We start from the raw sequence: 22,186 nt of genomic DNA on the forward strand, positions 1-22,186 counted from the left end.
GGATGGCGGCAAGGACGATGCGGCAAGGGTTTCGAGCGGTGATCGCGGCTTGTTGCTGTGCGACAAGCTTCTGCCGGGGAACCGGCATATGATCGCTTCATGACAGCGCTGTCATTAATTGACGACAGCGCTGTCAAAGGGGAAGCCATAAAACGGGTTGCCGCGAGTGCTCGAAAGCGGCCAACGATACTCAAGACAATCGAGAGGGGAAGCTAATGAAGCTGCGCTACACGGCGTTGTATGTCGCGATGGCATGGGTGCTCGCTCCGGGCACGCTGCTGGCGGCGGACCAGCAGGATGCATCACCGCAGAACCCGCCGTCCCAGAATCCCGCACAGGCCGGCAAGAAGGTCAAGGATCTCGATGCCGTGCAGGTGAGCGCCACCAAGCGTGAGACGCCCCTGCAGAAGACGCCGGTGGCGGTCAGTGCCATCACGCCCGATACGCTCGACAAGGAGCGCGTGATGACGGTGCAGGACCTCACCAAGCTGGTGCCGGGCCTGCAGGGTACCAGCGAGGGCGACCACGGCGTGGTGACGCTGACCTTGCGCGGCATCGGCAACGACAGCGCCAAGACCGAGTACGCCGATCCCGAGGTGGCCACCTTCGTCGACGGCGTGTACACGCCGCGCGCCGAAGCCGCGGCCGGCCTGCTGCTGGACATGGACGGCGTGGAAGTGCTGCGCGGCCCGCAGGGCACGCTGTGGGGCCGCAACTCCACGGCGGGCGCGATCAGCTTCCAGACCGCCAAGCCCGACCTCAATGCCGGCTTCTATGGCAACGCGCAGGTGGAGGCGGGCAACTACAACGAGGTGGGCGCGCGCGCCGCGTTCAACCTGCCGATCAGCAGCACGTTCGCGATGCGCGTGGCGGTAGTGCACCAGCAGCACGACGGCTACGTGGACTACCAGAACCCGGAAAGCGAGCTGCCCAGCGTGGCCCAGCAGCAGGCCACCTACCTGGCCTCGGGCGGCGATCCTGCGAAGTTCCAGCCGATCAATGCCGACCAGTTCATCCATGGCGGCCAGAAGTACAGTGCCCAGGACCAGTCGGCCGCCCGCGTGAGCGCGCTGTGGCAGCCCAGCGATGCGTTCAAGTGGAACATCTCCTACGAGTATTTCATCGATCGCGGCACGCCGAGCCTCAGCCTGATGCAGACGCCGCGCCAGGGGCAGGATTTCTGGTCCGCGCTGGTGGACGTGGCGCCGTACCTGGACCGCACCAGCAAGACGGTGCGCAGTCGCATGGACTGGAACATCAACGACGACATGCAGCTGAGCTACATCGCCGGCTACAACCGCTACTCCGGCAAGAGCGACTACGACCAGGACGTCGGCGTGGCCGTGCCGACCAGCTTCACCACCGGCGGCATCTACCAGGACGACCGCACCAACTATTCCAACTACGAAAGCTACAGCCAGGAAATCGACCTGAAGTCGCGCGGCCAGCAGGCCGTGGACTGGATCGTGGGCGCGTACTACGCGTACGAGGACAACAACATCCGTTTCGACATCCCGCAGATGAACGGTACCCAGAACGGCACCGTGGCATGGCAGGGTTCCTTCATCCAGCCGAAGGAGACGGTGGAGTCCGAGGCGATCTTCGGCCAGGCCACCTGGCACGTCTCCGACCATTGGCGCCTGACCGGTGGCGCGCGCTGGTCGCATGACGACAAGGAGAACGACGGTGGCATCAACTGGGGCTGGGACTACGATCCCACCGTGCCGCAGGTGCCGATCTCGCCGGGCACCATCCCCGGGCCGGCCAACGGCTTCACCGTGTCGACCTACAACAGCGCCAAGTACAGCAAGGGCAAGGTCACCTGGCTGGCCCGCGTGGATACCGACGTCAGCGACAACGGGCTGCTGTATGCCAGCGTATCCACCGGCTACAAGTCGGGCGGTACCCAGGACGGCGGCGCGCTGTACAAGCCCGAGTCGCTGACCAACTACGAGATCGGTACCAAGTTCACCTTCCTCGACGGTCACATGACCTGGAACTCGGACGTCTACTACGAGGACTTCAAGAACTTCCAGCTGTCCGCGCCCATCACCTATCCGAACGGCAACCTGGGCCTGGGCTTCTCCAACGTGGGCGGCAGCACCAAGGTGATCGGCATCGAGTCGGAGCTGGCCTACCAACAGAAGGACGACCGCTTCGACCTGATCTTCTCAGCCATCCCGAAGAAGAAGCTGGGCACGCTGGTCTACGCGGGAAGCAACGACTACCAGGGCCTGCCGGTCTGTCCGCCGCAGTCGGGCCTGGCCAACTGCACGGACGTCAGCGGCAACGACCTGCCGCACGCGCCGAACGTGTCGTTGACCGGCATCTACGAGCACGACTTCCACCTGGACAACGGCGGCCGCCTGACGCCACGCCTGAGCGCGCAGTACCAGAGCAGCCAGTGGTTGAGCTATTTCAACCTCGGCGAAGGCGACAAGCAGAAGGCTTACGTGCGCGGCGACCTGTCGCTGCGCTACACCGAGCCGGGCGACCGCTGGTGGGTCAACGCGTACGTGCAGAACGTGGCCAACGGCAAGGTGCGCACCAGCGCGGGTCGCTTCCTGATGGCGGACGGTTCGCTGCAGTACATCTCGCAGTACCTGGCGCCGCGCACGTACGGCGTCCAGCTCGGCGTTTGGTTCTAGCGCCATGGACGGGCGGCGCCCCACCTCGATGGCGCCGCCGATGGTTTGCCGTTCACCAGGCGACGTGCCGGGGCATGTCGCCGACCCTCCCCATGAATGGCACATTGGCCGGGCCCCGTGGGGCGGTCCGGCCTTTCTTTCATCGATGCCCGCGCACGGGCTGCCGGCTGGATGGGGGCGATCATGGCTCGCTTGAGGAAAGTGTTGGTAGTGGGCGGCGGCACGGCGGGATGGCTTGCCGCCTGTTATCTCGCCAAGGCGCTGAACGCGGCCGATCCACGCAGCGTGCAGGTGCACCTGGTGGAATCGCCCGACATCGGCCTGCTCGGCGTGGGCGAGGCGACCTTTCCCTCGATCCGCGGCACGCTCTCGGCCATCGGCCTGGACGAGCGCCGCTTCCTGGTGGGCGCCACGGCGACCTACAAGCAGGGCATCCACTATCGCCATTGGGTGCGGCCACCCGGCACGCCGGGCCGCGAGCATTTCTTCCATCCGTTCAGCCTGCCCAGCCAGCGCCCGGGCGGGCCCGAGCTGCTGCCTTACTGGCTGCTGGGCGCAGCGCCCGCGGGCATGCCGTTCGCGGAGGCGGTGACCATGCAGAGCGCGCTGGTCGAGCAGAACCGCGCGCCCAAGCGGCCGAGGGATCCCGATTACCAGGGGCCGCTGAACCATGCGTTCCATTTCGATGCCGCCTGCTTCGCCAAGGTGCTGGCCGAGCATGGCCAGCAGGCGCTGGGCGTGAAGCGCCACGAGGCGACGGTCGAGCGCGCGGAGCTGGACGCCGCCGGCGCCATCGCCCGCGTGGTCACGCGCGAGCTGGGCGAGCTGACCGCGGACCTGTACGTGGATTGCACCGGGCTGCGCGGGCGCCTGATCGGCGATGTCATGCAGTCGCCGTTCCGCAGCCAGCGCGACGTGCTGTTCGCCGACCGCGCGGTGGCGATGCAGGTGCCGTACGAGCGGCCGGACACGCCGATTCCCTCGTACACCATCTCCACCGCGCAGGAAGCCGGCTGGATCTGGGACATCGGCCTGCAGAAGCGGCGCGGGGTCGGCTACGTGTATTCCTCGCGCCATACCGGCGACGATCGCGCCGAGGCGGTGTTCCGGCGCTACCTGGGGACCGCCACCGATGGCCTGAAGGCCATGCACATCCAGTTCGAGACCGGCTACCGGCCCGAGCACTGGCGCAAGAACTGCGTGGCGGTGGGCCTGGCGGGCGGCTTCGTGGAGCCGCTGGAATCGACCGGCATCGCGCTGATCGAGCTGGCGACCTACCTGCTGACCCACCTGCTGCCGTCCGACACCGGGGACATGGAACGCGTGGCCCGTCACTACAACGAGATGATGGTGGCGCGCTACGACCGCATCATCGATTTCATCAAGATGCACTACTGCCTGAGCCAGCGGCGCGATTCGGCGTTCTGGACCGACAACACCGATCCGGCCAGCATCCCGCGGACGCTCCAGGACAAGCTGGCCCTGTGGCGGCATCGCCCGCCGCATCGGCTGGATTTCATCGGCGACCTGGAGATGTTCCTGGTGGCGAGCTGGCAGTACATCCTCTACGGCATGGAGTTCGCCACCGACCTGGAGCCCATGCGCAGCGCATATCCGCGGATCGAGGAAGCGAAGCGGGAATTCGCCATGATCCGGCAGGTGGCCGCGCATGCCGCCAGCGACTTGCCCGATCACCGCGCGCTGGTGGAACAGCTGTGCCGGGAATACGGGCAGCGCACGGACATGGCGGATCGGGCGGACGCGACGGCCTAGCCTGGACCATCGCACGGCACGCACCTGTACCCCGTCGCCGCCATGCTCATGCCCTTGTCGCTCGTGTCCAACGATACGTCCCTTTGCACGGATGCCCTGCCCGCGGGGCAGGGCATCTACTGCCATGCCTGCGTGAGCTGGCGGCGCAGGCCTGATCCGCTTCAGCGCTTGCGAGCGGCGTTGTCGCGTGGTGCGCATCCGCCTTCCGGCATCTCGTCCATCAGCGGCAGTTCGCCGGGGCTGTCGAGGTCGTCGACCTGCTGGTGCACTGATCAATTTCGCCGCGCCCCCTCTCCCGGACACGTGGCGTACTGTCGCGGCTTGAATGTCCCCGGCGTGGATGATGCGGCTTTCCTCTTCCGGCTGCCGTTGGGCGAACCGGAATGACCTGGATCAGGGTGGTGGGCAGCGGGTACCGCCATGCTGGGCTGTCAGCCCGGGGCCCACCGCATGACCCACGTCGTCACCGAGAACTGCATCAACTGCAAGCACACCGATTGCGTGGAGGTCTGTCCCGTGGATTGCTTCCACGAGGGGCCCAACTTCCTGGTAATCGCCCCCGACGAATGCATCGACTGTACGCTGTGCGTGGAGGAATGCCCGGTGGACGCCATCTTCGCCGAGGCAGACGTGCCGGCCGGGCAGGAGCCGTTCGTCGCGCTCAATGCCGAACTGGCCCGGCGGTGGCCGGTCATCGCGGCCCAAGTCCCGGCGCTGCCGGACGCGGCACGCTGGAACGGCGTGCCCGACAAGCGGCGGTTGCTGGAGCGTTGAGCCGCGCGGTGCCCGTGAGCGTACGCTTCGGACTCCACCCCCTGCGTGCAGGGGAGGTTGGGAGAAGGGTTCAGGACACGATATGCAGGGGACCGATCACCCGCGATGGGGTGTGCAGCGGTAGCCGCCCCATGCCAAGGCCCATGCTCAGGCCCTGGGCGACCCGCTCGGCGGTGCCGATGAACAGGTCGGCTACGGGAGGCTCGAACACCTCGCGCGCCGTTTCGCGCCACAACGCCAGCCAGCGATGGAACAGCGCCTGCGGGAAGGCCGGCAAGGTCCGGTGCACGCCCATGGGGTTGCCGCGGTAACGGCCCGTGCGCAGCACGGCCGAGGACCAGAAGTCGCGCAGCACCACCTTGTGCGCGCTCCAGTCCTCGATGGCCGCGTTGAACACCGGTCCAAGCTCGGCATCGCCACGTACCTTGTCGTAGAAGCGGTCGATCAGCGTGGCGATGCCCACCTCGTTGGCCTGGCCGAATAGCGCCATGAAACGCCGTCTCCCGTCCCGCGCTTCAGCCGGGCTTGCCGTCGCGGCGGGGCGTCAGGTAGATCCAGGCCGAGCGCGCGGCCCACGGCGCCAGCGCCAGCAACCAAAGCCCGGCCGCGGCCACGTAGAGCGGCCAGGGACGCGCGCTGGCATTGGCCAGCACGCGCACCACGGCGGCCAGCTGGATGCCGGCGAAGGCGAACCACGGCACCGGCCCCATGACCAGCGGCCGGCCGGAATGCCCATGGGTGACGCGCGTGACCATGGCCACCAGCATGGAAGCGAAGAAACCGATGGTCAGCGCGTGCAGCGGGGCACGGCCCCAGCCGCTGCCGCCGGTACGAAACAGGGCGAGGCTGTCGGCGGCGAGCATCGCGAAAGACAGCGGCAGCCAGGCCAGGGCGATGTACAGCACCGCGAGCAGGCCTGGCCGGCGTGCCTTCCAGGGTTGCCAGGCGAGCCATTGCCAGCCCAGCAACACAGCCATGGGCAGGTCCACCGTCCAGCGCCAGCGCTCCAGGCCGGCCAGGTCGCAGGCCAGGTGCGCCAGGCTCAGGGCCAGCGTGACGAGCAGCGACCAGGCCGGACGCACGACGCGATACCCGGGCACGGCGTTGTTGGAGAAGAACGGCACCATCCGGTGCGCCACCGTGAGGTAGACGGGAGCCAGCAGGCCATAGGTGCCGATGGTGTTGGCGGCGGGCATCAGCCAGGCCGGCGCGCCGCAGGCGTAGGCCAGGGCCAGGGTGAGGCCCAGCGCACCCAACACCAGCGCGGCGTAGGCCGCATTGGCCCACAGGTCGCGATAGCGGCTCTGGCGCAGGCGAATGCCCAGCGCGCCCAGGGCCCACAGCCAGCCAAGCAGCATCGCGGCCACGCCCACCGGCAGACATGCCGGCACGCCGCTTTGCGCGGCCAGCACCAGCGCTGCGCCGCCGGACATGCCGGCGAACACGCTGGCATAGAGGGGGCGCCGAATCCCGGCCAGGTTCAGCCAGCGCGGGAACACCGTCAGCAGGAAGCCCAGTACGAAGGGCGCCAGTGTGGCGTACTGCATCAGGAAGCCGTGGGCCCAGGCCACCGGCATGGCCTGGCGGGGAAAGGGCAGGCCTTGCCATGCTGCCACCAGCACCCAGGTCCACCAGCCCATGCTGCCGAGCAGGGCCAGCGCGCCGATCAGGAACATGGCGCGGTGCGGCGCCGCCAGCAGGATGGCGAAGGGCGCGCTCGGAGAGGGGGATGCGGTGGTGACGGCCATGGTCGAGATGAAAGAAAGCAGGCGGAGTCTGACAATGGCTGCCAGGACCACGCCCTGATCTGAGTCAGAATGCGCCGCGTTCCCTCACCGGTGGGCCCGATGGGACAACGTGTCGGTCCTCAACCGTGGATCCGTAACGCATCATGCGTGCCAGGCCTGCGCCATCCATGTGCGCAGAACGTCGAGAGCATGCGTAAGGCGCGATGAAGTAACTGAGTGTAGGCAGCTCCTCTATGCGCAATGGTCACGCCATGAGGACCGCTCGTCGACATTGGCGCTCCTACGGTGCGGCTTGCGCCCAGGGAGAACAATGATGATTCGATATGCCAAACCGCTACGTTTTGCTTGCTTACGCGCCGTGTTGCTCGGTGCCGCCTGTCTCGGCACCGCCAGTGCATGGGCCGATACCTCGCCAGCGCTCGATCGTGCCAGCCTGTGGGTCGGCGCGTTCTATTCGGACACGCAGACCCGTATCGGCGCCAGCGATCGCAGCGGCCAGTACAACGGCAGCTTCGGCCTGGAGGACGACCTGGGCTTCCGCCAGCACAAGACCGTGCCGCGCGCGCGGCTGGATTTCCTGATCGGCGACCACCAGGGTTTCTCGTTCGATTTCTACGGCCTCGACCGCACGCACAGCCGTTCGATCGGGCGCGACCTCAGTTTCGACGGCAACGACTACCCGGCGTCGGCACGGGTGGATGGCAAGCTCAACTTCAATTTCGGCAGCGCGGCCTACCGCTGGTGGTTCGGCACCGGCAGCGACGTGTTCGGGCTGGGGCTGGGTGCCGCCTACTACGGCGTGAAGGCGCGTATCGCCGGACAGGTGTCGCTGGACGACGAAACCGCGCAGGCTTCCGCCAGCACCCACGAAACCGCATGGGCGCCCGTGCTGCAACTGGGTTGGCGGCACGCGTTCAGCCACGACCTGCGCATCTATGCGGACGCCTACGGCGTGAAGAAGAACGGCGGCAACCTGGCGGGCCACATCTACAACGCGGCGGTGGGCCTGGAATGGTTTCCCATCGAGAACCTCGGCCTCGGTGGCGAATACGGCTACACCAGAATCCGCCTGGACCAGAACCACACCAATTACCGGGCCAACCTGGACATGCGGCTGAAGGGACCTTCGCTGTTCCTGCGCTTGCGCTTTTAGCGCCGATTCAAACAAGCCATCCCAGCGCTGTAGGAGCGCGCCCTGTGCGCGACCTGCTCGTCATCCCGGCGAATTTAGGCAGGTGCGGCCATGGCGTCGAGGCGCGGCGGCCGCCAGCAGCGGCTGCCGTGGTTGACCGGCGACCATTCGGGAAGGACGGGCGGCGGTGCGGGATCGTGCGCACGGAAGGCGCCGTCGGCATAGACGATGCGGCCGTCCACCACCGTCAGTTCGGATACGATCCCGCGGATGGCGTCGTCCGCCACCGCGAAGTAGTCCTGGGACAGGACAGCCAGGTCGGCCAGCTGGCCGACCTCGAGCTGGCCCTTGGTGTCCTGCTCGCCGGAAAACCAGCTATTGCCCCGGGTATGCAGCGCGAGCGCGGTGGCGCGGTCCAGGCGCTGGTCGGCGGCGCGCAGCGGCAGCCCGCCCACGGTCTTGCCGGTGACCAGCCAGTGCAGCGTGCTCCACGGATCGTAGCTGGCCATGCGCGTGGCATCGCTGCCCGCGCCGAGCGGTATGCCCATGGCCAGGATCTGCTTGAGCGGCGGCGCGTGCGCGGCGGCTTGCGCGCCGTAGCGTTCCACGAAGTATTCGCCCTGGTAGGCCATGCGCGGTTGCACGGCGATGCCGCCGCCGAGCCTGGCGATGCGTTCGAGGTTGCGTTCCGTCACCGTCTCGGCATGATCGAGGAACCAGGGACGCTCGCGCAGCGGCAGTTCGCGGTCGACCCGCTCGAACACGTCGAGCGCGCGGCCGATGGTTTCGTCGTAGGTGGCATGCATGCGCCATGGCCAGCGGCGGCTGGCGAGCACGCGGATGACCGCCTCGAGCTCGCCTTCCATGACAGGCGGCGGTTCCGGCCGCGGTTGGCGGAAATGGCTGAAATCCACGGCCGAGTACGCGAGCAGCTCGCCGGCGCCATTGAGCCGGTAGAAATCGTCGCCCTGGTTGGGCGAGAGGGCGGCGACCAGGGCCGAGAAATCGGCCTGCTCGCCATGGGGCGTATGCGCGCACAGGTGGTAGGCGATGCGCACCGTCAGCTGGCGATGCAACTGCAGTTCCTCGATGACCCGGTAGTCCTCCGGGTAGTGACGCGCGGAACTGCCGGCGTCGATCACGCTGGTGATGCCCAGACGGTTGAGTTCGCGCATGAAGTGGCGCGTGGCGTTGATCTGGTACTCGTAGGGCAGCTGGGGCGCGTGCGCCAGCGCCTGGTCCAGCAGGGACACGTTCGGCGAGGCCACCAGCAATCCGCTGGGCATGCCGTTGTCGTCCCGCGCGACGTGCGCTCCCGGCAGGTCGGGCGCATCGCGGGTATAGCCGCAGGCGCGCAGCGCGGCGGCATTGAGCAGCACGTGCTCGCCCAGGTGCTGGATGAGCACGGGCGTGTCGGGCGCCACCTGGTTGAGCTCGTCGAGCGTGGGCAGGCGGCGCTCGGCGAACTGGTGCTCGGAGAAGCCGCCATCGACGCGTACCCATTGCGGCGGCGGCGTGCGTTCGACCTGGGCCGCGAGCAGGCGCATCGCATCGGCAAGCGACGGCACGCCTTCCCAGCGCAGGTCGAGGTTGTAGTGGTGGCCCTGGCGGATCAGGTGCTGGTGCGAGTCGATCAGCCCGGGAATCACCCGCCGCCTGCCCGCATCGATGGACAGGGTGGCCGGCCCGGCCAGCGAGCGGATCTGCCCGTCGGTGCCCACGGCGGCGATGCGCCGGCCATTCACCGCCAGTGCCTGCACCTCCGGGCGCCGCGCCACGCCGGTGTGGATCCTGGCATTGTGGATGATGAGCGTGGGGTGTGCGGTCATGGATGCCGTCTCCCGGGCATGGTCCATCCGGGGCACAGGTGTACGTGCGGCCATGTCGAGCTTTCGTGACCGTGGCCCCGGCCAGGCATTGCTCGTGTGTCCGCGTTAAGCGCATGGGACAGGCCGGATCGGGTCGCGCGCCTCTATCGTGCCGCAGCGGGCCGTCCGGTGAATGGACGGCCAAATCCACGGCGAGGATTCATGTGCACATGCACAAATGTCATTTCCGGCCATGCGGTTTCCTGGCCAGGATGCCATGACTCGTTGGGAGGCGAGACCATGACCATGCCGCACGAGCGTCGCGCGAACCGTTCCGCCCTGCGCCTGAAACAGGGCGTATCCCTGCTGCTGGCGTGCTCGGGCTGTTGCTTCGCGGACGGCTACGATTTTTACGGCAACTGGCCCACGCACGTCACCGCCGGCGACGGCACCGATTTCGGCCTGGCGGTGCTGTACCAGTACGACCTCAACCAGTTCTCCAACGATGGCGGGCGGCTGGAGGACGCGCACACCAACCGGCGCCGCTACCTGGGCGTATACCTGCGCAAGCCCGGCGTGTACGACGCCATCGTGCAGTACGACTACCAGGCGCGGCAGTGGGCGGACGCGTTCGTGCGCTTCCGCAGCAGCGGCGTGGTGGGCGCGGACCTTGGCAACGTGCGCTTCGGCTACTCGAAGACGCCGGTGGGTTTCGAGGGCGTCACCAGTTCCTCGGCCACCACCTTCATCGAGACCGCCTTGCCGACCCAGGCGATCTGGGAAGGGCGCCGCGCCGGCGTCGACTGGGCGTGGATCCGTCCGCACTTCATCCTCAACATCGGCGACTATTTCTGGCGCAAGGACTTCGATGGCAACAACCCGGGCCGCACCTGGGCGGCGCGCGCGGCCTGGATGCCGCTCAACCGCCCGGGCCGGGTGCTGCACCTGGGCGTGTCCGCCTCGCGCGAAAAGCTCGACTGGGCCGACCAGGGCACCGTGCTGCCGGCCGCCCGGCTGCGCGCGCGGCCGGAGGATGGCCTGTCGCCCGTGCGGCTGGTCGATTCGGGCAATCTGCCATACAGCAAGCGGGTGGACCGGCAGGGCTTCGAGGCGCTGTGGATCGAGGGGCCCTGGTCGCTGCAGGGCGAATACCTCAAGGCCCAGGTCGACCGTTACGGCGGCAAGCCGGACTACGACAGCAGCGGCTACTACCTGTTCGCCACCTGGACGCTGACCGGCGAGTCACGCTACTACAGCGACGGCAACGTGGCCGACCGCCGCTACAGCGGACGCGACCTGCAGGTGATTCGCCCGACGCACGCCTGGGGCGCGCTGGAGGTGGCGGCGCGCTACAGCGAGCTGGACCTGGACGATGGCGCCGTCACCGGCGGCAAGGAGCACGATTGGACGGCCGGCCTGAACTGGTACATCGGCGAGCACCTGAAGGTACAGGCCAACTACGTCTGGGCCTTCAGCGACCGCGGCAATCTCACGGTGAATCCGCGCATCGTCGAGGTGCGCGCGCAGGTCTATTTCTAGCCATGCCGGTGGCGCCGCGGGACGGCGCCACCGGCATGCATTCTCAATGCAGGCCCACGCTGTCGTGCATGGCGTCGAAGATCTTCCGGGTGTCGTAGCCGACGCCGTTCTTGAACACCAGCGGCATGCGTTCCATGGCGGCGACGTCCTTCAGCGGGTCGCCGTCGATCACCACGACGTCGGCACGCTTGCCCACCGCCAGCGTGCCCACCTCGCCATCGCGCCCGAGGTAGCGGGCGCCGTTGAGCGTCGCCACTTGCACCGCCTGTTCGAAGCGGAAGCCGGCTTCCACCAGCAGCTCGATCTCACGCTTGGACGCAAAGCCCGGCACCACGCCGCCGTAGCCGGTGGGGTCGGTGCCGGCCAGCAACAGGCCGCCGGCATCGGCGTATTGCTTCTCCAGCCGGGCGAGCTTGGCGTAGGTTTCGGCGGAGTAGCCGCTCTTGCCGGCCTGGGCGCGGCTCCAACTGGCCTCGTACTGCGCGCGCACCTCCGGTAGCATCAGCGCCAGCGCGCCCGCCGGCGCCTTCGGGCGGCCAGCGACGAAGGTCTCGAACACGGTCAGCGTGGAGGTCAGCGCGACATGGCGCTGGACCATCAGCCGGATCAGCGAGGCCACCTCGGGCGAGGCGGGGTCCAGGTCGGCCAGCGACTGGCGCACGTCGGCGTTGGCCGGACACCGGTCCGGCTGCTTGTCCTTGACGAAGTCGGTGCTGACGAAGAAGCCGTGTTCCAGGTTGTCGATGCCCAGCTCCACCGCCTCGCGGTAGGTGACCGAGCACAGGTGCGCGGTGACCTTGGCCTTGCGCGCATGCGCCGTGTCGATCGCGCGCTTGAGCTCGTCGCGCGTGATCTGCATGTACGCCTTGTACGAGGTGACGCCCTCGTCGGACCAATAGTTGACGGTGCGTTCGGCATCGTCCGGGCCACCGAGCGCGTGCACTGCCGGAATCGGCAGGCCGGGGCCGTTGAGGTAGGGGCCAGTCACGTCCATGTCGGGGCCGATGACGGTTCCCCTGGCGATGGCGTCGCGCACGTTGAGGTCGGCGTACGGCATCATCGAGCCGGCCGTGCGCACGGTGGTGTCGCCACCGGCCAGGTACAGCCGCGGGAAGCTGTAGCTCATCTCGTTGTACTCGGCGCCGCCCGCCGGATAGAACATGTGCTCATGCACCATCACGAAGCCCGGCAGCAAGGTCTTGCCCTGCGCATCGATGACGGTGGCGCCCTCGGGCGGCTTGACCTTGCTGCTCTTGCCGAGCGCGGCGATGCGCCCATGGTCGATCACCAGCGTCTGGTCATGTGCCGCCTTGCCGCCGGTGCCGTCCACCACGGTAGCGTGGGTGAAGGCGATCACCGGCTGGGCGTAGGCGGTGAAGTCCTTGTCGGTGGCCGGTTTGCCGTCGGCCGCCAGGCCCAGGGCCGGCAGCAGCCCGGCCAGGGCCGCCGCCTGGAATCGTTGACGCCATGCCATGCTTTGTTCTCCCCTGTGAAGTGGGCAAGCATGCTAGCAGCCGGGGCGACGGATGGCTCGGCCGGGCGGGGCGGCGGCAGCGCGATGGCAGGCTTATGCGGTCGCCGCCGCTGGCGATGGACGATCAGGGCGTGGCGGATCGCAGCACGGTGCCCTCGGGGGCACCGCGTCCCAGCTTGTCGGGCAGGGGATCGCCGTCGGCCACGAACTGCAGTGCCACGGAGTTGATGCAATAGCGCTGGTAGGTGGGCGGCGGGCCGTCGTCGAACACGTGGCCCTGGTGGCTGCCGCAACGCGCGCAGCGGATCTCGGTGCGCACCATGCCGTAGCTGGTGTCGCGCACGTAGGTGAGGTGCCTTTCGTCGAACGGCGCGGTGAAGCTGGGCCAGCCGGTGCGGCTGTCGAACTTGGTCCCGGCGAGGAACAGCGGCAGGCCGCACAGCCGGCAGGCATACACGCCGGAGCGCTTCTCGGTGAGCAGCACGCCGCAGAACGGTGCCTCGGTGCCGTGCGCGAGCAGCACGTCGCGCTCGTCCTGGGTGAGGGTGGCGGCCAACTGATCGAACTGCAGCGGCGAAGGTGGCGAGAGATCGAACGGGGTGGCGTCACTCACGGCGACTTTCCTCGGGTCATCCACGGCGGGGCGTGTGCGCCGTTATGGTTGCTATGAATGCCTTTTCAAGCCGGACCTAGCGCCGCCGCTCCTGATCCTGTTCTTCCTCGAGGGTGAGGATGGCCTCGGGCATGGCTTCGAGGCGCGCGCGCGGAATGGGGGCGCCGCTCAGGTCGGAGTAGCCGTAGGTGCCTTCCTCGATCTTGCGCATGGCGCGCTCGATACGCCCGACGCGTGCTTGGTCCACGTCGCGTTGCGCCTGTCGCTCGTCCTCCTGCGCGGCGTCCTGGGCCCGGTCCTCGAACTCCGTAGGTTCGTCGCCATGCAGTTCCTCGAAGTCCCGGCGGCCGGCGTTGGCGGCCAGTTCGCCACCCAGTACCTGCCGGCGCAGTGCTTCAAGGCGCGTGCGCTGCTGCGCGATGAAGGCGGGCGTGAGGGTAGCCGGCTCAGCGGGCATGGGGCATCTCCGTGGCGTGGATGAGTCCCCTAGCTATGGCATAGCCCCCGTTTCAACGCGGTGAAGGCCCGCCGGCATGCGGCGGGCCTGGCGGGTTCACCAGCGGTAGGCCACCTTGCCGTACACGTAGGCGCCGTTGAAGCCGAACGGCGAGAATACCGAGTAGGGCATGGTGCCGCTGTTGTCGTTGGCGGGGATCACGCGGTCCGGATAGGTGTTGAGCACGTTGTCGCCGCCCAGGGTGAAGGTCCAGCGGTCCAGGCTGTAGTTGATGGCCAGGTCCAGGATCCACTTGGCGCCGAAGGTCTGGTCGAGGCTGGCGGTGGTGGAGTTATAGGAGACGAAGCTGCCGTAGCGGGTCAGCGTGCCGTCCAGGCTCCAGCGGCCCAGGTGGTAGATCTCGTCGATGATCAGCTTGCTGCGCGGCGTGGTGTCGGCCAGCAGGCCGTACTGGTCGCGGCGGTCGATGCGCTTGAGGTTGACGCCGAGCTGGTCGAGGATGGCCGGGTTCGGCTTGATGCCGATGACCTTGTTCTTGTTGTAGTTGTAGCTCAGCGTGCTCTGCAGGGAGCCGGCGTCGCCGAAGTCGCTGAGGTAGCTGCCCACCAGGTCGATGCCCTGGGTGCGGGTGTCCACCGCGTTGGTGAAGTAGGCGATGCCGCTGTAGTTGGTGTTGGCGATGCCGTGGGCGGCCAGGTAGGCCTGCACGGTGGGCGAGGTGGTGGCCAGGTTGCTCGACAGGGTGATGCGGTTGTCGATGGTGATCTGGTAGATGTCCAGGCTCAGGTTGAGCGCGTCGATCGGGTTCCACACCGCGCCCAGGGTGTAGTTGTGCGACTTCTCGGGCTTGAGCGGCTGCGCGCCCAGCAATTGGCCGATCGCGCTGTTCACCGGCACGTTGCCGGTGTTGTAGATGCCGGCCGGCAGGTGCAGCGAATTGCCCTCGCCGTAGTACAGCGATGAGGTATAGGAATAGTGCTGCTGCGCCAGCGAGGGCGCGCGGAAGCCGGTGGAGGCGCTGCCGCGCAGGGCGAAGCGGTCGGTGAAGTCGAAGCGGCCGGCAAGCGCGCCGGAGGTGGTGCTGCCGAAGTCGCTGTAGTCCTCGTGGCGCACCGACAGCGAGGTGCCGAAGCGGTCGGTGAGATTGGTTTCCAGGCTGAGGTACTCGGCCACGTCGTGCCGGCTGTAGGAACCCGAGTCGCTGGGCTGGAAGCCGCCGAAACCCTGCGCGCCACCGGCGACGCCCGAGGTGCCGGTATACCAGGAGGTCAAGTCGCCGGGCTCGATCTTGTAGGTCTGGCGCAGGTATTCGGCGCCGAAGGCCAGCGTCACCGGGTTGGGCAGCCAACTAGTGGACAGCTCCTTGGCGATGTCCACGTCGAAGGCCTGCTGCGACGCGTTGAGGATGCCGTCGTGGAACTCGGTGGGGCTGTAGCCGAAGTCATGGAGGAAGGCGCGGTTGACGCTGTTCTCGGTGGCGTAGGAGACGCGGTTGCCACCGTAGTTGCCGCTGACATCCCAGCGCCAGCCGCCCTCGGTCTTGCCGCGCAGGCCGAACACCAGCGAGCGGTCGGTGGAGGCGGCGTGCTCCAGCGGCAGGTAGCCGTTGGGATAGATCGACGGCACCGAGTTGCTGTTGGCCAGGTTGCGGAAGAACGCCGGCGACGTGGTGTCGCGGTCGCTGTAGTGGCCGAACGCGTAGAACTGCACGCCGGGCGTGATGTCGTACTGCGCGTTCAGGAACAGGTTGTGGTCTTTCACCGCCGGGTCGCCGTAGCGCTGGGTGGTGCCTTCCCACGGGCGCGTGCGGTTGGGTTCGGCGCGATTGGTGTAGTCCTGGTTGCCGTCTTGCAGGGTGAAGCGGATCCAGCCCTTGTCGGCCAGCGGGATGCCGACGTTGGCAGAGCCTTGCCACTGGCGGCCGTCGCCTGCCGAGTACTGGCCGCCGGTGACGTCCACCTCGCCGCCCTGGGCGCCTTTCTTGAGCACGACGTTGATGACGCCGGCGATGGCATCCGAGCCGTACTGGGCCGAGGCGCCGTCGCGCAGCACCTCGATATGGTCGATGGCGCCGATCGGTATGGTGTTGAGGTCCACCGCCTGCGAGCCGCGGCCCAGCACGCCGTTGGTGAGCAGGATGGCACCCGGATGCCAGCGCTTGCCGTCCACCAGCACCAGCACCTGGTCTGGCGACAGGCCGCGCAGCTGCGCGGGGCGCTGCGAATCGGCCGTGTCGGCCGCCGACGGGCGCGGGAAGGTCAGCGAGGGAATGATGCGGGCGAGCGCGGTGGACAGTTCGTTGGTGCCGGTCTGCTTGAGCACGTCGGCCGAGACTACGTCGATCGGCGTGAGCGAGCTGCTTTCGGTGCGGTTGTCGGCGCGCGTGCCGGTGACGATGACGGTGCCGAGCTTCTTGACGTTGTCGGCGGACGGCGCGCTGGCATCCTGCGCATGGGCATACGGGAGGGCGGCGAGGATCGAGAGGGCAAGGACGGTCTGCGCGGCCTTGAGGCCGTTATGGTTCTTCTGCATGGTGCGGTACTCCCCAGAGAAAAAGTGATGCGGTGCAGCAGTTGCAGGCTAGCCTTGCATGACACAAGGAGTCAACAGCGGTATAGACGTCCAAAGATGTCCAATGACGAATCGTTTGGGCGACATAACCGCGTTTCATGAGCGAGCCGGCGCGCCGGCATGGGGTAGGAGGCGGCGCCGGTCACGCCGGTATCGGGCGGCATCGATGAGCCTTCAGGATCGGGATGCGGCCTTCACATAGCATTGATGTCGGCCTGGATGACCCTATATGGCAAGCATCATCACGGCGCCGGCGCGCGGTTTCGCGGCCGGCGCCGCCACTCTGGCAACCTTGGACGGGCACATGGCACGCAAGAAGGCGCTTCAGCTGTACCGCAACATCGGCATCATTGCGCATATCGACGCCGGCAAGACCACCACGACGGAGCGCATCCTGTACTACACCGGGCGCAAGCACCAGATCGTGGACGTGCACGACACCAAGGACGGCAAGGGTTCCACCACCACCGACTACCTGGAGCAGGAGCGCAAGCGCGGCATCACCATCCAGTCGGCGGCGGTCTCGACCGAGTGGAAAGGCTACCAGATCAACCTGATCGATACGCCGGGCCACGTGGACTTCACCATCGAGGTGAACCGCAGCCTGCGCGTGCTCGACGGCGCCGTGGTGGTGTTCGACGGCGTGGCCGGCGTGGAGCCGCAGACCGAGACCAACTGGCGCCTGGCCGACCAGTACAACGTGCCGCGCCTGTGCTACGTGAACAAGATGGACCGCACCGGGGCGAACTTCGCCCATTGCGTGAAGGGCATCCGCGAGCGCCTGGGCGCCAACGCGCTGCTGTGCCAGGTGCCGCTGGGCAGCCACGACGAGTTCGTGGGCATGGCCGACCTGGTGGCCGGCGTGGGCTACCTGTGGAAGGGCGACGACAAGGACAGCCCGTGGGAGACCGTGCCGCTGGAGGAGATCCACAAGCACGTGTCGTTCTCCGCCGTGGGCGACCAGGCCTGGGTGCACGACCTGGCCAGGCTGCGCCAGGAGACCCTGGAATACGCGCTGGCCATGGACGACTCTGCCTTCGACCGCCTGATCGAGACCGGCGAGCACGACCTGGAGACGCTCAAGCGCTGCATCCGGCTGGGCTGCGTGTCGGGCAAGCTGGTGCCGGTGCTGTGCGGCTCGTCCTATCGCAACAAGGGCGTGCAGCAGTTGCTGGACGCGGTGGTGGACTACCTGCCGTATCCCGGCGAGAACGGCGGCATCGCGCTGGTGGACGAGGACGGCCACGCGGTGGGCGAGCAGGGAGTGGTCGACGATGCGCCGGCCCGCGCGCTGGCCTTCAAGGTGATCAACGACCAGTTCGGCACGCTCACCTTCTGCCGCGTGTATTCCGGCGTGATCCGCAAGGGCGACACCTTGCTCAACGTCACGCGCGGCAAGAAGGAGCGCGTCGGCCGCATCGTGGAGGTGCAGGCCAACGCCACCCACGAGATCGACGAGGTGCGCGCGGGCGACATCTGCGCGTTCGTGTCGATGAAGGAGACCGAGACCGGCGATTCGCTCTGCGACCCGGCGCATCCAGCGCTGCTGGAGCGCATGCGCTTTCCGGACCCGGTCATCAGCGTGTCGGTGGAGCCCAAGAACCGCAACGACGTGGACAAGCTGTCCGCCGCGCTCTACAAGATGGTGAAGGCCGACCCCTCGCTGCGGCTGGAGGTGGACAAGGAAACCGGGCAGACCGTGCTCAAGGGCATGGGCGAGCTGCACCTGGAAGTGACCATCGACCGCATGCGCACCGAGCTGGGCGTGGACGCCAGCATGGGCAAGCCCAAGGTGAGCTTCCGCGAGGCCTTCGGCCAGCCGGTGCAGCACACCTATACCCACAAGAAGCAGTCGGGCGGCTCGGGCCAGTTCGCCGAGGTCACCATGATCTTCGAGCCGCAGGCCTCGGGCAGCGGCGTCGTGTTCTCCGACGAGATCGTGGGCGGACGGATCCCGCGCGAATACATCCCCGCGGTGGAGCACGCGGTGACGGTGGAGGCGCGCGAGGGGCAGGTGGCCGGCTACGAGGTGGTGGACTTCAAGGCGCGCCTGGTCGACGGCAAGTTCCACGACGTGGATTCATCCGCGCTGGCCTTCGAGATCGCCACCCGCCAGTGTTTCCGCGAGGCCCAGCGCCTGAGCAGGCCCAAGCTGCTGGAGCCGGTGATGCGGCTGGAGGTGGTCACCGAGCCGGAGTACCTGGGCGACGTGATCGGCGACATCAACCGCCGCCGCGGCACCGTCAGCGACCAGGGGCAGCGCGGCGCGCAGGCGTTCGTGCAGGGCTTCGTACCGCTGGTGGAGATGTTCGGCTACATCAACTACCTGCGCTCGGCCACGCGCGGGCGCGGCACCTTCACCATGGAGTTCGACCACTACGAGGAAGTGCCCGCGAACCTGGTCGACAAGCTGATGGAGAAAGAGGCGAAGTGATCCTGCGGCGGGATCAGGACGCCTCTTCCCGGTAGGCCGCGCGGCAGGGCACGGCCAGCACCAGTTCCGTGCCGTGCGGTTCGCTTCGCCTGAGCAGGAACTGCGCGCCGAGGCGGGCGGCGCGCTCGCGCATGCCGACCACGCCCCAATGCCCGCGCGCGCCGGCATCGTGCAGGGCGGCTTCGTCGATGCCCTTGCCGTCGTCCGCGACCACCACGCGCAGCTGGCGCGTTTCATAGGCGACGTGGACGTCGATGCGGCTGGCCTGGGCATGCAGGAAAGCGTTGCGGATGCCTTCGCGCGCGATGTCGAGGATCTCGTCGAAGGCGCTCGGCAATATCGCGCGCGGTTCGCCCTGGGAGCTGACGCGGAAGTCGGCCGGGTGAAGCACGGCGAGGTTCTCGCCGACGGCCAGCAGCGACTGTTCCAGCCTGGTGTACCCCGCACTGTCGCCGCGAAGAGCGACGATCTTGTCGCGGCCTTCGATCACCATCTGGCGCGCCTGGACGATGGCGTCGTCCAGCGCCTGGGCATGGCGGTCGCCGGGCGCCATGCGCGAGAGCAGGGTCTGCAGGCGCAGCAGCAGGCCCTGGATGCCTTGCAGCAGCGTGTCGTGGATGTCGCGGGCGATGCGCTCGCGTTCGTCCATGCGCTCGCTGAGCTGCAGGTGCACCCGCTCGGCGGCCAGCCGCGTGCGCCAGGCGAACAGCGCCATCACCAGCGCGGTGACGGCCAGGGCGCAGAGGATGTCGAACCAGATGGTCTGGTAGAACCAGGGTGCGATGCTGAAATCCAGCGTCGCGCCCTGGGTGTTCCAGATGCCATCGTCGTTGGCGGCGATCACCCGGAAGCGGTAGCTGCCCGGCTTGAGGTTGGCGTAGAACGCCTCGCGGCGGTTGCCGGCGTCCTGCCAGCCGGCATCGACGCCTTCGAGCCGGTAGCGGAAGCGCACCCGTGAGGGTATCGCCAGGCTGGTGGCGGTATAGAGGAGCTGCACGTTGCCGGTGCCCTTGGGCAGGCGCCATCCGGAAGCTGCCTCGTGATGGGCGCCATCCGCGACCAGGCCGAGGATGCGCACCGCCGGGGGCAGCGGATTGGCGAACAGGCGGCCGGGCTGGATCCATGCGGGGCCCTGGTTGGTCATGAACCACAGGTCGTGCGCCGCATCGGCCAGCACCGAGGACGTCATGGCCGCCTGCAGCGCGATGCCGGGCAGACCATCGTCATAGTCGAACAGGCGATACGCCGGCCGGTAGCCGCGCCGGGAGAAGGCCATGTCGGCCTCGCCCGCGGACAGTCGCAGCACGCCTTTGCCGGTGTTGAGCCAGAGGTCGCCATCGGCCGTCCTGGCGATGCCGCTGATGTTGCCGAAGGCATCGTCCGCGACCGCCATCGATTGCACGCGCCCGGCACGCAGGCGTGCCAGTCCCAGTTCGCCGCCGACCAGCACATCGTCGCCCAGTGGCTCGATCACGGTGATGCGCCCCACGTGCAATCCATCGGCGCGCGCGTACAGGCGGGCATGCGTTCCATCGACGTCGGCGAGCAGGTCGTCCGGATAGCCCAGCCACAAGTGGTCGCCGGCGTCGATGGCCAGCGAGGTGGGCGTCAGCCCGGCCAGCGATGGCACGGGCGCCTCGGGCAGGAAGCGCCCGTCGTGCAGGCGGAAAAGGCCGCGTGCGGCGAAGGCGATCCACGGATCGCCGGCGCGGTCCACCGCGAAGGCGCTGACCGTGTTGGCGTCCTGCGGCAACGGCGTGTTGTCCAGGCGGCCGTCGCGCAACCGGTAGATGTCGTGGCGCCCGATCATCCACAGTGCGTCGTCGCGGTCGAACAAGGCGCTGTAGATATCGTGCAGGTCGGTGCGCACGCGCGTCGCCGTGGCGCCGTCGACGCGCCACAGCGTGCCGTCATTGAGGATCCAGGGCGTGCCCTGGCCGTCCATCGCCATGGCGTAGTGAGCGGCGTTGCCCAGCGGCACGTCGAGCGGCACGTTGACGTTGTTGCGGTGGAAGCTCACCAGGCCCATGTTGGTGCCGGCCCAGACGGTGCCTTCGGCATCCTCCAGCAGCGGCACCGCGCGGTCGGTGGGCAGGCCGCCGTGGCGGTCGAAGCGCTCGGTGAGGTCGGCCTGCCGCAGCGGCTGGCCTTGTTCGCGCGAGCCATAGCCGGCCATTCGCCAGACGCCGCCCTTGTCCACGCCGGTGCCCCACAGGTCGCCGTAGCGGTCGAACAGCAGGCGATGGCTCCAGCCCTCGTCGTCCATCGGCGCGGCGAGCGCGCCGATGCGCGGGTGGTCCGCATCCAGCCCCGGCAGGGCGCGCGTCCCGTGGTTGTGGTCGGAGAGCCACAGCGTGCCGTCCGGCGATTGTGCGAGCACGCTGTCGCGATACACCGCCTGGTCGGTGGCCTCGAAGCGATGGGTGCCGCGACGCAGGAACACCAGGCCTTCGCCGGTGGTGACCCACAGCGTGCCGTCGCGTCCGACGATCAGCCAGTCGGCATGCCGGGCGGGATAGCCCCAGTCGGCGCCCACGACTTGCCAGCGCCGGCCGTCGAAGCGCGCGAGCCCGCCTTCGGTGGCGGCCCACACGCCGCCATCCATGGTCTGCGCGAAGGTGAACACGGTACCGGCGGGAAAATCCCTGCCGGGCAGGTAGTGGCGCAGGTGGTCGCCGCGCTTGACGCTGGCGCCGCCGTAATAGAAGCCGATCCACATCGAATCGTCCGGCAGCATCGCCAGCGCCGTGATGTCGTTGGAGCGGAATGCCTCGCTGGCGGGCGGTTCGAAACGCTCGAAGCGCACGCCATCGAAGCGGTACAGGCCGTTGCCCGTGCCCAGCCACAGGTAGCCGTCCTTGCCCTGCGCGAGCGCCCAGATGTCGGCCGGTGCGCCGGCGTCGATGGCCCATTGCTTGCGATGGAACTCGATGGCGCGGGTGGCCGCGGAGGCTCCGGCGTGGATCAGGCAGGCGCCCAGCGCCAGCAGCGTGACCAGGGCGACGAGGCGGCGAGAACGTCGCCGCGCCTTGTGGTCCGCTGTCATGCACCCTGGCCGACGGTCGTGGAAAAGCCGGCCAGCCATCCTCTCTCCCCGTTGCGTGCGCCGCCCGGCGCCGCGCACAGAATATCCCCGCGGGACGGCGTCCGTAAGCGGGAGGAGATTCACCCGATTGGGCATTGCATGGAGGTAACCCGGCCGTGATAGTGGCGCC

The 22,186-nt window shown here is 68.0% G+C and carries 14 protein-coding genes; 6 read left to right on the forward strand and 8 right to left on the reverse strand.

The genetic code is table 11. The features are described 5' to 3' along the window. The first annotated feature begins 215 nt into the window (after positions 1–215). The 3 genes from MJ605_RS18185 (at position 216) to fdxA (ending at position 5,195) form a co-directional block, all read left to right on the forward strand. Positions 216–2,648 carry a TonB-dependent receptor gene (locus MJ605_RS18185; protein ID WP_243042961.1) on the forward strand — a complete coding sequence of 811 codons (2,433 nt, stop codon included), beginning with the start codon at positions 216–218 and terminating at the stop codon, positions 2,646–2,648. A 183-nt stretch (positions 2,649–2,831) separates the two neighbouring features. Then, positions 2,832–4,421, forward strand: a complete 1,590-nt coding sequence (locus MJ605_RS18190; RefSeq protein WP_243042962.1) for a tryptophan halogenase family protein — start codon at positions 2,832–2,834, stop codon at positions 4,419–4,421. Positions 4,422–4,871: 450 nt separating this feature from the next. Then, complete coding sequence (gene fdxA, locus MJ605_RS18195) at positions 4,872–5,195, forward strand: ferredoxin FdxA (RefSeq protein WP_243042963.1); 324 nt, start codon at positions 4,872–4,874, stop codon at positions 5,193–5,195. A 70-nt stretch (positions 5,196–5,265) separates the two neighbouring features. Here fdxA and MJ605_RS18200 read toward each other — a convergent pair whose 3' ends face one another. After that, positions 5,266–5,685 carry a group III truncated hemoglobin gene (locus MJ605_RS18200; protein ID WP_243042964.1) on the reverse strand — a complete coding sequence of 140 codons (420 nt, stop codon included), beginning with the start codon at positions 5,683–5,685 and terminating at the stop codon, positions 5,266–5,268. Positions 5,686–5,710: 25 nt separating this feature from the next. Beyond that, positions 5,711–6,943: an NnrS family protein gene (locus MJ605_RS18205; protein ID WP_243042965.1), complete on the reverse strand. Its 1,233-nt coding sequence runs from the start codon at positions 6,941–6,943 to the stop codon at positions 5,711–5,713. Between the two features lie 358 nt (positions 6,944–7,301). Between MJ605_RS18205 and MJ605_RS18210 the strand changes: the two genes are divergently transcribed. Next, positions 7,302–8,096, forward strand: coding sequence for a hypothetical protein (locus MJ605_RS18210; RefSeq protein ID WP_243042966.1), 795 nt, complete (start codon positions 7,302–7,304; stop codon positions 8,094–8,096). Positions 8,097–8,170: 74 nt separating this feature from the next. Here MJ605_RS18210 and MJ605_RS18215 read toward each other — a convergent pair whose 3' ends face one another. After that, positions 8,171–9,904, reverse strand: a complete 1,734-nt coding sequence (locus MJ605_RS18215; protein WP_243042967.1) for an amidohydrolase — start codon at positions 9,902–9,904, stop codon at positions 8,171–8,173. A gap of 285 nt (positions 9,905–10,189) precedes the next feature. Here MJ605_RS18215 and MJ605_RS18220 point away from each other — a divergent pair, with 285 nt between their 5' ends. Continuing rightward, positions 10,190–11,422 carry an OprO/OprP family phosphate-selective porin gene (locus MJ605_RS18220; protein ID WP_425601031.1) on the forward strand — a complete coding sequence of 411 codons (1,233 nt, stop codon included), beginning with the start codon at positions 10,190–10,192 and terminating at the stop codon, positions 11,420–11,422. A 43-nt stretch (positions 11,423–11,465) separates the two neighbouring features. Here MJ605_RS18220 and MJ605_RS18225 read toward each other — a convergent pair whose 3' ends face one another. The 4 genes from MJ605_RS18225 to MJ605_RS18240 form a co-directional block, all read right to left on the reverse strand. Beyond that, positions 11,466–12,896, reverse strand: a complete 1,431-nt coding sequence (locus MJ605_RS18225; RefSeq protein ID WP_243042969.1) for an amidohydrolase family protein — start codon at positions 12,894–12,896, stop codon at positions 11,466–11,468. A gap of 124 nt (positions 12,897–13,020) precedes the next feature. Further along, positions 13,021–13,509, reverse strand: a complete 489-nt coding sequence (gene msrB, locus MJ605_RS18230) for a peptide-methionine (R)-S-oxide reductase MsrB (protein ID WP_243042970.1) — start codon at positions 13,507–13,509, stop codon at positions 13,021–13,023. Between the two features lie 76 nt (positions 13,510–13,585). Further along, entirely contained in the window at positions 13,586–13,966 is a 381-nt protein-coding gene (locus MJ605_RS18235; RefSeq protein WP_243042971.1) for a TraR/DksA family transcriptional regulator, read from the reverse strand. Positions 13,967–14,062: 96 nt separating this feature from the next. Continuing rightward, on the reverse strand, positions 14,063–16,498 hold the full coding sequence (locus tag MJ605_RS18240) for a TonB-dependent receptor plug domain-containing protein (RefSeq protein WP_243042972.1): 2,436 nt from the start codon (positions 16,496–16,498) through the stop codon (positions 14,063–14,065). Between the two features lie 343 nt (positions 16,499–16,841). On the opposite strand from MJ605_RS18240, the gene fusA reads away from it, so the two are divergent. After that, on the forward strand, positions 16,842–18,971 hold the full coding sequence (gene fusA / locus MJ605_RS18245; RefSeq protein ID WP_243042973.1) for an elongation factor G: 2,130 nt from the start codon (positions 16,842–16,844) through the stop codon (positions 18,969–18,971). A 13-nt stretch (positions 18,972–18,984) separates the two neighbouring features. Here the strand turns inward: fusA and MJ605_RS18250 are convergent, their stop codons facing one another. Further along, complete coding sequence (locus MJ605_RS18250; protein WP_243042974.1) at positions 18,985–22,017, reverse strand: sensor histidine kinase; 3,033 nt, start codon at positions 22,015–22,017, stop codon at positions 18,985–18,987. Positions 22,018–22,186: the final 169 nt, after the last annotated feature.

It is taken from the genome of Dyella sedimenti, assembly GCF_022760995.1.
In the GTDB taxonomy this organism is placed as follows: Bacteria; Pseudomonadota; Gammaproteobacteria; order Xanthomonadales; family Rhodanobacteraceae; genus Dyella; species Dyella sedimenti.